The sequence below is a fragment of the Pseudomonas sp. FW305-25 genome, assembly GCF_017351415.1.
In the GTDB taxonomy this organism is placed as follows: Bacteria; Pseudomonadota; Gammaproteobacteria; order Pseudomonadales; family Pseudomonadaceae; genus Aquipseudomonas; species Aquipseudomonas chlororaphis.
Genome location: NZ_JACNDE010000002.1, coordinates 98678 through 107009, shown reverse-complemented (window position 1 = coordinate 107009; position 8332 = coordinate 98678). Strand labels below are relative to the sequence as shown.

Below are 8332 nucleotides of genomic sequence, written 5' to 3'. Positions count from 1 at the left end.
GCCGCTGGGGGCTGCGCTTGCCTGGGCTCAATAACTTATCCACAGGCGTTCTCCAGCAGGATGCGGCCGCTGGAGCAGGCGGCGCTGTCATTGCGATAGGCGAAGTAGAGTTTGCCGCGCTCATGATCGAAGCGCAGGTGCAATTGCACCTGGTCGCCGGGGCGCACCAGTTGCTGGAACTTCAGTACTTCCATGCCGGCAAAGCGCCCCGGCAGATCGAGCAACTGCTGGCCCAGGGCCAATGCCCAGTCCACCTGGACCACGCCCGGCAGCACCGGGGTCTGGGGGAAGTGGCCACTGAAGTAGGCCAGGTCCGGTGGGATCGCCAGTTGCAGGCTCCATTCGCCGTCGGCCTCGAGCTGTTCCAGCACTTCCGGCGCCCGTGGGCGCGGGGCCAGCAGCAGGGCTTCGATGTCGGCCTGGGGCAGCTTGCCCTGACTGTTCAGGGGCAACTGGCGCAGCAGGCGCCAGCGGCGCGGGAGCGCCAGGGCCTCGCAATGCTGGCTCAGGTGCTGGCGCAGCGCTTGCGTGAGGGCCCGACGACCCTGATTGCGCAAGGCGTGCAGGCCTTGTTCGCTGAGGACCAGCAGCGCGCCGAGGGAAGCGCGGTTTTCCCGGACCACCCCAAGGCGCGCTTCGGCGACCCAGGCATGCTCGGCCAGGGCCTGTTCCAGCATCGGCAGGGAAATACGTTTTTCTTCCAGCTTGACGATCCGGTCCAGGCGCCCGAGCAGCTCGAAACGCCCATCGGCGGCGATGCGCGCGGCATCGGCGGTGTGTTCGATATGCCCGGCCGGCAGGTAGGGCGAAGCGATCAGCAAGGCGCCGTCGCTGTCCTGGCTCAGCTCGACTCCGGCGAAGGCTTGCCACAGGCTGTCGCCCTGGCGCCAGGCGATGCCGCCGGTTTCCGAGCTGCCGAGGATCTCCGTTGGCCATTGTCCAAGACGCTGGTGCAGGCCTTGCGCGGCGTCGGCAGGCAGTGCGCCGCCGGAGGAAAACACCCGGCGCACCGGGCTCAGGGCCGGCCAGTCGAGGTTGTCGCCCATGCGCTTGAGCAATGCCGGGCTGGCGACCCAGGCAAAGGCCGGGTGTTCGCGGCTGGCGCGCTGCAGGTCTTCCGGGAACGGCAGTTGCCGACGCACGAAGGTGCGCCCGGCGCAGAGCGGCCAGAGCACACGGAACAGCAGGCCGTAGATATGTTGGGTGGCGACGCTGCCGATGATGCAGGCCTGGCCCAATCCCTCGCCCCACAGTTGCTCCAGGGCCTCGACTTCGTTGGCCAGCTGGCGCAGGGATTTGTCGATGCGCTTGGGTTCGCCGCTGGAGCCGGAGGTACACAGGCTCAGGCGGCAGCCGTCGAGATCGAGTTCGGCGGCGGGCAATGGTGGCGAGTCGAAGTCGGCCAAGTGGGCATCGCCCGGCTGGTCGGTCAGCCACAGATCGACCTGGGTCGCCCAGCGTTGCCGGGTCTGCGGTTGCAGGTCGGCGGGCAGCAGTACGCTGACCCCGGCGCGCCAGGCGCCGAGCAGGGCGATGGCCAGTTCGGCGGCATCTTCCAGGTGCAGGGCCAGGCGCTGTACGCCCCTGGCCTGCAAGCCCGCGGCCAGGTTCAGGGCCTGGTGCCGCAGGTGGCTGTGATCGAGTGCCGGTTCGACCGTGACGGCCCGTTCCGGCAGCGACTTGAGCAGCAGCTGCTCAAGCTTTATCCAATTCATGCGCGGCCTCGTACGCGTTGTCGTAACAGCCATTCAATGGCAAACAGCAAACCCATCAACCCGTAGGAGATCAGGCCGTTGTACAACGTCCACCAGCTCAGCGGCGCCCATAGGGTCAGGGCCGCGGCGAGCAATCCGTTACAGAGGAAAAACACACTCCAGGCGACAGTCACCTGGCGGGTATAGCGAATCGCCTTTTCCGGCAGCGCAGGCTCGCTGAGGCGGGCCAGGCGTTCAGCCACCGGCGGGCCGTATTTCAGGCTCAGGCCGAACAGCGTGAGCATGAAGCCGCTGATCAGCACCGGGTACCAGCGCAGTAACAACGGGTTATCGAACAGCGCCAGTAGCAGGCAGAAGGCCAGGGCGGCGCCCGCCATCCACAGGCTGCCGGGACGCCGTTCGCCGGTCAGGGCCCGGGCCAGCCACAGGCCGCCGAGCAACAGGCCGAACTGCCATGGCGCGAAATGCTCCATGCCGAAATACACCGCAAAGGGATACAACAGGCCCGCCAGCAGCAGGCCAAGGCCGATCAGCCGGCTCATGCGGCCGGCTGGACCAGACGGTATACCGCCTCGACCACGTCATTGACGGTACGCACCGACTTGAATTCCTCGGCGGCGATTTTCTTGCCGGTCTTGCGCTTGATGTGATCGATCAGGTCGACGGCGTCGATGCTGTCGATTTCCAGGTCTTGATACAGGTTGGATTCCAGGCTTACGCGTTCCGGTTCCAGTTCGAAGAGTTCCACCAGGGCATCACGCAGGGTGTTGAAGATGTCGTCACGAGTTTGCATGGTCCGGTCTCAAGCTGCCTGTTTTGCAGTGACGAACGCCGCAAGGCTCGCCACGTTGGTGAAGTGATTGCGGGTGTCCTTGGCGTCGGCGTCGATCTTGATGCCGTAGCGTTTCTGGATCGCCAGGCCCAGCTCCAGGGCGTCGACCGAGTCCAGGCCCAGGCCTTCACCGAAGAGCGTCTGCTCGTTGCCGATGTCTTGCACGCTGATGTCTTCGAGGCCCAGGGCGTCGATGATCAGCATTTTAATTTCCTGGTGCAGATCGCTCATCTTCGGCGAGCTCCTTAATGAAGTAGTGATGCAAATAATCGTTGAGCTTGCGCGAGGCCTGCGGTGCGGGGCCTTGGGCGGCAAAGGCATACGGGTCTATATCGGCTCCGACGCGAAAACTGAAGTGCACGCGGCGCATCGGGATGCGATACCAGGGTTCGGCCTTGGTCAGGGTGGTCGGGCTGACCTTGATCACCACCGGGGTGATGATTCTCGCACCCCGCAAGGCGATTGCCGCGCCCCCCCGATGAAAGGCCGGCGCCTGGCCCGGCGGGGTTCGGGTGCCCTCGGGGAAGATCACCAGGGTCTGGCCGTTGCGCAGGGCTTCGCCGGCGGCGTCGAGCATGTCCATGCTGCCGTCGTTGCTGATGTATTCGGCTTCGCGTATCGGGCCGCGAGTGAACGGGTTCTGCCACAGGCTCTGCTTGACCACACAGTTGGCGTTGCGCACCAGGCCGATGAGAAAGACCACGTCGATCAGCGACGGGTGGTTGGCGATGATCATTTGTCCGGGGCGGCCGAGCTTTTGTGCGCCTTCGACTTCATAGGTCAGCACGCCGCTGCGGGCCATGAAACGGATGAACAGCCAGAACAGCCGGCCGATGGTGCGACGCGCGCGCTGGCGGTGTGCTTCGGCGTCGCCGGACAGGCAGGCGAGCAGCGGGAAAATCACCAGGCGCAGGCACAGGCCGCCCAGGCCGAACAAGGCAAAGCTTGCTGCGGTGGCGACCAGGCGCCAGTAGTAGGCGTCGCGGGGCTTTGTATTTACAGGTTGCGTTGCCAGTTCCATACACGGTTCTTCCAGGCATGTTGGCAGGAGGTCTGCTCGCCGAGCAGGGTACGCAAGAGATTCAGGGCATGGGGCCACTCGGCGCGCGGCGCTCCCTCGGTGGCGGTGCCGAGCGTCAGTTGCCACTCTTTGCCGGGGGTCAGCAACAGGCCGACCGCATAGGGGAAGGGCACATCGTCGATCCAGGTGGCATAGGCGGCGGGCGGCTGCTCTTCGGTGACCACCAGCAGCACCGCCGGGGCGCCTTCCTCAAGCAGCGCCGCGGCCTCTAGCATGCCGTGTTCGAGGCCGTCGCCGGCGGCGGCGAGGGCGGTCATTTCGCTGGTTTCGCCACGCATGATCGACCACAGGCCGATCACCGCGTTGTGCACCGAGAGGCTGAACTGGGTCGGGGACAACGGCTGGTCGGCCGCCAGGTCGCTGAGGATGTCGAAGGTGCGCGGCGTTTCGCCATGCCGGGAAATAAAGACCAACGGTAGCTGTTCCAGGCCTTCGGCCAGCGGCCAGCCCACGCTGAAGGCCATGCGGGCCAGGCGGCTGAGGCGCCGGCGCTGCATGGCCGGTAGAAACGACACGTCCGGGGCCGCATCACTGCTCTGGAGCACGACCGGTTGTCGGCTCCAGGCCTGCCAATCGTCCACGCTTTCGAGCCCAGGGGCCCACGCGCGCCATTGGGCGATGTTGAAGTTGATCACTTGAAAAATCATCCCGCCCCTGCGGGCTTACTTGACGTGGTCAGGCGTTTCGATCGCAGACTCACCTGCCACGGAGCTACAGCCGAGTGGCGCGCATTATCCCGGTGTGACTGGCTTGTAGCAAACATTGGTTATGTTTCGCTCAGTGAAAATGACCCGCTCGACAGCACAAAAGTGTCATTTGGCCATTATCGAATGGTACAGGTCGGGAGCGCGGGGGCTTTACAAGAAAGTCTAGGCTGATTCTGGCCACTGGAACTGGTTTGGCGGTCCGCCGTCAGCGAGGTAGCGAAGCGGCGGTACTGGCTACTACACTCGGTGATCTTTGATGCAGGGAGGTTCTGACATGCGGCGCGTGGTGTTCAATCAGAAAGGGGGAGTCGGCAAGTCGAGCATTGCCTGCAATCTGGCGGCCGTAAGCGCCAGCGAGGGGTATCGCACACTGCTGGTGGACCTGGATGCCCAGGCCAACTCCACTCAATACCTCACCGGCCTGACCGGCGACGACATCCCCATGGGGATCGCCGACTTCTTCAAGCAGACCCTGTCTTCCGGACCGTTCTCGAAGAAGAATCAGGTCGATATCTACGAAACGCCGTTCGACAACCTGCATGTGGTGACGGCCACCGCCGAGTTGGCGGATCTGCAGCCCAAGCTTGAGGCGAAGCACAAGATCAACAAGCTGCGCAAACTGCTGGACGAGTTGGCCGAGGACTACGACCGGATCTACCTGGACACCCCGCCGGCCTTGAACTTCTATGCGGTTTCGGCGCTGATTGCCGCCGATCGCGTATTGATTCCCTTCGACTGCGACAGCTTTTCCCGCCAGGCGCTGTACGGCCTGCTGGCGGAAATCGAAGAACTCAAGGACGACCATAACGAGGATTTGCAGGTAGAGGGTATCGTGGTCAACCAGTTCCAGGCCCGCGCCAGCCTGCCCCAGCAAATGCTTGATGAGCTGATCGCCGAGGGCCTGCCGGTATTGCCGGTGTACCTGGCCAGTTCGGTGCGCATGCGCGAATCCCACCAGGCCAGCCTGCCGCTGATCCACCTCGACCCCCGGCACAAGCTGACCCAGCAGTTCGTCGACCTGCACAACCTGCTGGAAAGCGCCTGACCTTCTTCCGTAGGAGCGGGGCCTGCCCGCGATGAGTATCTGACATTCAACATCGTCGTCGGCTGTCAGACCGTTATCGCGGGCAAGCCTCGCTCCTACAGTTCAAGGCGATTTCGAAATAGCGGTCAGATGCCCTGGCTGCGCAGCCAGCTCATCAGTTGCGGTAACGGGAAGGCGCCACTCTGGCGTGCCACTTCCCGTCCGTTCTTGAACAGAATCAGGCTCGGAATCGAGCGAATTCCCAACTGCGCCGACAATTGCTGGTTGGCCTCGCTGTCGAGCTTGGCCAGCCGGCACTTGCCTGCCAATTGCGCCGCCGCCTGCTCGAACACCGGCGCGAAGGATTTGCACGGCCCGCACCAATCCGCCCAGACATCCACCAGCAACGGCAGGTCGCCCTTGATCTGGCTGGCGTAGTCGCCTTGTTTCAGTTCGAAAGGCTGGTTCAGCAACACTTGGCCTTTGCAGCGTCCGCATTTGGGCTGATCGCCCAGGCGCTCGGCGGGGATGCGGTTCAACCCATTGCAATGGGGGCAGGGGATCAGCAGTGGATCGGACATGAGGGGGGGCTCCAGGGTAAGTGGCCAATAGCTCCGATCTGGAGGCTGTGGGCCGGTTTATCAAGCTGTTGCATGCGCTCATACATCTTTGCGCGGCAACCGTCGGCTCGGTTCTAGGCTGGAGAGAGGCGGTGCTCCGTGCCATTGGTCCGAGAGCATTTATAGCAACTTGCGATAAGTTGTCTCACCCTCTAGGCTGCCATAGCAGTATGCGATAAGGACTTTGCATGCGTGTAATCACGGCTAAACGAATTTGGGATGCCAAGGAAAAATGGCCACACTCGGCCAAGGCGTTGGATGATTGGTATCGCGCGCTTAAACGCAATCGGCTTGCGGATTTTGCCGCGATGAAGGCGATGTTTCCGGCGGTGGACAAGGTCGGGCCGCTGCATGTGTTCGATATCGGTGGCAACAAGATACGGCTGATTGCATTGGTCCGTTATACGACGCAAAAGCTCTATATCCGCCATGTGTTGGACCACCGTGAATATGACCGGGGTAAGTGGAAGGAGGATCGAGGATGAGTGCATTGATCGAGCAAGTGGCCGAACACTGGCAGTTCGTTGCGCCATTGCTGCGCAAGCCGAAAACCGAGGCGGATTACGACAGGCTGGTTCAGGCCCTTGACGAGTTGCTGGATCTGACAGGGGAAGACGAGGCCCATCCTCTCAACAGCCTGGTGGACATCATCGGGGACTGGATCGAAGCCTACGATCTTGAACATCGCCCGATGCCTGTCGCCAGCGGAGTAGATGTGTTGCGCTACATGATGCGCGAACACGGCCTGACCCAGAGCGACCTGCCCGGTGTCGGTGCGCAGTCGGTAGTCTCGGAGATCCTGAGCGGCAAGCGTCAGCTCAACCTGCGGCAGATCCGCTGGTTGGCCGAACGTTTCAAGGTCTCGATGGAAACCTTTATCTGACCTCTCAGGACGAGCAACTGATTTCCAGGTGCTTGCCCCATTCGGGCGGTCGTTCGGCGTAGCTGTCCATGCCGGCCTGTTGTTCGAACGGCTTGCTCAGCACCGCGTGCAGGCGGCGCACCTCGGAGTAATCCCCTTGTTCGGCGGCGTCGATAGCCTTTTGTGCCAGGTAATTGCGCAGGATGTACAGCGGGTTGACCGCGTGCATGCGTTCCCGGCGCAGCTCCTGACCCTGGACCGGATCACGGGCGACCCGGGCCTTGTACAGATCGGCCCAGGCATCGAAGCCCTGGCGGTCGACGAAGTCGTCGCGCAGCCGGGCCACGGCCAATTCAGCTGATTCATCCCCCAGGCGGCGGAAGAACAGGCTGTAGTCCACGCCGCTGCCTTGCATCAGTTGCAGCAGCCGTTCCACCAGTTTCTGATCCTCGTCTTCGGCGCTGGTCAGGCCGAGGCGGCGGCGCATCAGGTCCAGGTAATGGGCCTGGAACAGCGGCAGGAACAGGCCGAGGGTTTCCCGCAGGGCCTCGACACTGATGAAGGGCGTCAGCGCCTGGGCCAGGGCGCTGAGGTTCCACTGGCCGATCGGCACCTGGTTGCTGAACGAGTAGCGCCCCTGGTCATCGGAATGGTTGCAGATGAAATGCGCATCGAAATCGTCGAGGAAGGCGAACGGCCCGAAGTCGAAGGTCACGCCGAGGATCGACATGTTGTCGGTGTTCATCACCCCGTGGCAGAAACCGTAGGCCTGCCATTTGGCGATCAGTTCGGCATTGCGCTCGACCACTTCGCGGAACATCGCCAGGTAGGGTTCGGGCTGCTCCAGGCACTCGGGAAAGTGCATCGCCAGCACGTGCTCGCCCAGCTGTTTCTGCTGCTCGGGGCGTTTTGTGTAATAGAAGTATTCGAAGTGGCCGAAGCGGACATGGCTGGGTGACATGCGCAGCAGCATCGCCGCGCGCTCCTGCTTCTCGCGCCAGACCGGGGTGTCGGAGCCGATCACGCACAGCGCCCGGGTGGTTGGAATACCCAGGGCGTGCAGCGCCTCGGAAGCCAGGAACTCGCGGATCGACGAACGCAGTACGGCGCGGCCATCGCCCATGCGCGAGTAGGGGGTCTGGCCGGCGCCCTTGAGGTGCAGGTCCCAGTGCTCGCCGGCGGCGTTGTACACCTCGCCCAGCAGCAAGCCGCGACCATCGCCCAACTGAGGGTTGTAGGAGCCGAACTGATGCCCGGAATAGACCATCGCCCGGGGCTCGGCTTCGGCCCACAGTTTGTGCCCGCCAAACAGTTCGGCGAACACCGGGCTTTGCGCGTCCTCGGGGTCCAGGTCCAGCAACGCCATGGCCGCCGGGCTGGCCACCACCAGGCGTGGGCGGTCAATCGGCTCGGGCAGTACATGGGTTGAGAACGCATCGCCCAGGCGGGCGAAGCGATTGTCGAAGGTCAGTTCGTCGAGGGCTTTCAACG

Annotated in this window: 11 protein-coding genes; 3 read left to right on the top strand and 8 right to left on the bottom strand. The window is 63.3% G+C overall.

Going from position 1 to position 8332, the window contains the following annotated elements; all coding sequences use genetic code 11:
* Window positions 1-35: 35 nt before the first annotated feature.
* Genes J4E58_RS02835 through J4E58_RS02810 form a run of 6 tightly spaced genes read right to left on the bottom strand, consistent with a single transcriptional unit; the run spans window position 36 to window position 4275 of the window.
* A complete protein-coding gene (locus J4E58_RS02835) occupies window positions 36-1715 on the bottom strand; it encodes an acyl-CoA synthetase family protein (RefSeq protein WP_087089812.1) in 1680 nt (559 codons plus the stop codon).
* Window positions 1712-2257 carry a hypothetical protein gene (locus J4E58_RS02830; RefSeq protein WP_007926837.1) on the bottom strand — a complete coding sequence of 182 codons (546 nt, stop codon included), beginning with the start codon at window positions 2255-2257 and terminating at the stop codon, window positions 1712-1714. The genes J4E58_RS02835 and J4E58_RS02830 overlap by 4 nt, the downstream gene beginning before the upstream one ends.
* Window positions 2254-2508, bottom strand: a complete 255-nt coding sequence (locus tag J4E58_RS02825) for an acyl carrier protein (RefSeq protein ID WP_007926835.1) — start codon at window positions 2506-2508, stop codon at window positions 2254-2256. Before J4E58_RS02825 ends, J4E58_RS02830 begins: the two co-directional genes overlap by 4 nt.
* Before the next feature lie 9 nt (window positions 2509-2517).
* Window positions 2518-2778 (bottom strand): phosphopantetheine-binding protein, encoded by a 261-nt coding sequence (locus J4E58_RS02820; RefSeq protein WP_007926834.1) that lies wholly within the window; start codon window positions 2776-2778, stop codon window positions 2518-2520.
* Window positions 2753-3568 carry a 1-acyl-sn-glycerol-3-phosphate acyltransferase gene (locus tag J4E58_RS02815; RefSeq protein ID WP_087089814.1) on the bottom strand — a complete coding sequence of 272 codons (816 nt, stop codon included), beginning with the start codon at window positions 3566-3568 and terminating at the stop codon, window positions 2753-2755. Before J4E58_RS02815 ends, J4E58_RS02820 begins: the two co-directional genes overlap by 26 nt.
* The gene (locus J4E58_RS02810; RefSeq protein ID WP_087089817.1) at window positions 3544-4275 is read right to left on the bottom strand and encodes a beta-ketoacyl synthase chain length factor; all 732 of its coding nucleotides are present in this window, start codon (window positions 4273-4275) and stop codon (window positions 3544-3546) included. The genes J4E58_RS02815 and J4E58_RS02810 overlap by 25 nt, the downstream gene beginning before the upstream one ends.
* A 334-nt stretch (window positions 4276-4609) precedes the next feature.
* On the opposite strand from J4E58_RS02810, the gene J4E58_RS02805 reads away from it, so the two are divergent.
* Entirely contained in the window at window positions 4610-5380 is a 771-nt protein-coding gene (locus J4E58_RS02805) for a ParA family protein (protein WP_007926828.1), read from the top strand.
* A 125-nt stretch (window positions 5381-5505) separates the two neighbouring features.
* Here J4E58_RS02805 and trxC read toward each other — a convergent pair whose 3' ends face one another.
* Window positions 5506-5940, bottom strand: a complete 435-nt coding sequence (gene trxC / locus J4E58_RS02800; RefSeq protein WP_007926827.1) for a thioredoxin TrxC — start codon at window positions 5938-5940, stop codon at window positions 5506-5508.
* A gap of 227 nt (window positions 5941-6167) precedes the next feature.
* On the opposite strand from trxC, the gene J4E58_RS02795 reads away from it, so the two are divergent.
* Window positions 6168-6464 (top strand): type II toxin-antitoxin system HigB family toxin, encoded by a 297-nt coding sequence (locus tag J4E58_RS02795; protein ID WP_023970158.1) that lies wholly within the window; start codon window positions 6168-6170, stop codon window positions 6462-6464.
* On the top strand, window positions 6461-6862 hold the full coding sequence (locus tag J4E58_RS02790) for a type II toxin-antitoxin system HigA family antitoxin (protein WP_007926825.1): 402 nt from the start codon (window positions 6461-6463) through the stop codon (window positions 6860-6862). Before J4E58_RS02795 ends, J4E58_RS02790 begins: the two co-directional genes overlap by 4 nt.
* Window positions 6863-6866: 4 nt before the next feature.
* On the opposite strand, the gene selO is transcribed toward J4E58_RS02790, so the two are convergent.
* The gene (gene selO, locus J4E58_RS02785; RefSeq protein ID WP_087089819.1) at window positions 6867-8330 is read right to left on the bottom strand and encodes a protein adenylyltransferase SelO; all 1464 of its coding nucleotides are present in this window, start codon (window positions 8328-8330) and stop codon (window positions 6867-6869) included.
* Between the last annotated feature and the right edge of the window lie 2 nt (window positions 8331-8332).

Excerpts from the sequence above, each read along its gene's own strand:
- J4E58_RS02830 (WP_007926837.1), bottom strand. The coding sequence starts at position 2,257 with ATGAGCCGGCTGATCGGCCTTGGCCTGCTGCTGGCGGGCCTGTTGTAT.
- J4E58_RS02795 (WP_023970158.1), top strand. The coding sequence starts at position 6,168 with ATGCGTGTAATCACGGCTAAACGAATTTGGGATGCCAAGGAAAAATGG.
- J4E58_RS02820 (WP_007926834.1), bottom strand. The coding sequence starts at position 2,778 with ATGAGCGATCTGCACCAGGAAATTAAAATGCTGATCATCGACGCCCTG.
- trxC (WP_007926827.1), bottom strand. The coding sequence starts at position 5,940 with ATGTCCGATCCACTGCTGATCCCCTGCCCCCATTGCAATGGGTTGAAC.
- J4E58_RS02805 (WP_007926828.1), top strand. The coding sequence starts at position 4,610 with ATGCGGCGCGTGGTGTTCAATCAGAAAGGGGGAGTCGGCAAGTCGAGC.
- J4E58_RS02825 (WP_007926835.1), bottom strand. The coding sequence starts at position 2,508 with ATGCAAACTCGTGACGACATCTTCAACACCCTGCGTGATGCCCTGGTG.
- J4E58_RS02790 (WP_007926825.1), top strand. The coding sequence starts at position 6,461 with ATGAGTGCATTGATCGAGCAAGTGGCCGAACACTGGCAGTTCGTTGCG.
- J4E58_RS02810 (WP_087089817.1), bottom strand. The coding sequence starts at position 4,275 with ATGATTTTTCAAGTGATCAACTTCAACATCGCCCAATGGCGCGCGTGG.
- J4E58_RS02815 (WP_087089814.1), bottom strand. The coding sequence starts at position 3,568 with ATGGAACTGGCAACGCAACCTGTAAATACAAAGCCCCGCGACGCCTAC.
- J4E58_RS02835 (WP_087089812.1), bottom strand. The coding sequence starts at position 1,715 with ATGAATTGGATAAAGCTTGAGCAGCTGCTGCTCAAGTCGCTGCCGGAA.